This is a genomic window from Clostridium sp. Ade.TY (assembly GCF_000498355.1).
Lineage (GTDB): Bacteria > Bacillota > Clostridia > Clostridiales > Clostridiaceae > Clostridium.
Map to the genome: position 1 here is coordinate 1 of NZ_AVSV01000061.1, position 521 is coordinate 521.

1 protein-coding gene is annotated in these 521 nt (G+C 28.0%); it reads left to right on the plus strand.

Features of this window, described 5'->3' with window-relative positions:
- A partial coding sequence (locus O212_RS0115760) for a glycogen/starch/alpha-glucan phosphorylase (protein ID WP_029699474.1) occupies nucleotides 1-521 on the plus strand: 521 nt, incomplete at both ends.

Consider the following 521-nt stretch of genomic DNA (forward strand, 5'->3'; position numbering starts at 1 on the left):
ATACTAAAAAAGAACAGCTTGCAAAATATATAAAAGAAACAGAAGGTATTGAATTAGATCCAAATTCAATATTTGATATTCAAATAAAAAGATTACATGAATATAAGAGACAACTTTTAAATACATTATATGTTTTAGATCTTTACTATAGATTAAAAGAAAATCCAAATATGGATATACCAAAGGTAACATTTATTTATGGAGCAAAAGCATTCCCAGGATACAGAAGAGCTAAAGCTATAGTTAAATTTACTAATGAAGTTGCAAAACTTATTAACAATGATAAAGATATAAATGGAAAAATAAAAGTTGTATTTGTAGAAAACTATAGAGTTTCTTATGCAGAAAAACTATTCCCAGCAGCTGACCTTTCAAAACAAATATCAACAGCTGGTAAGGAAGCATCAGGAACAGGTAACATGAAGTTTATGTTAAATGGTGCACCAACATTTGGAACAATGGATGGAGCAAATGTTGAAATAGTTAGAGAAAGTGGAGAAGACAATAACTTTATATTTGGA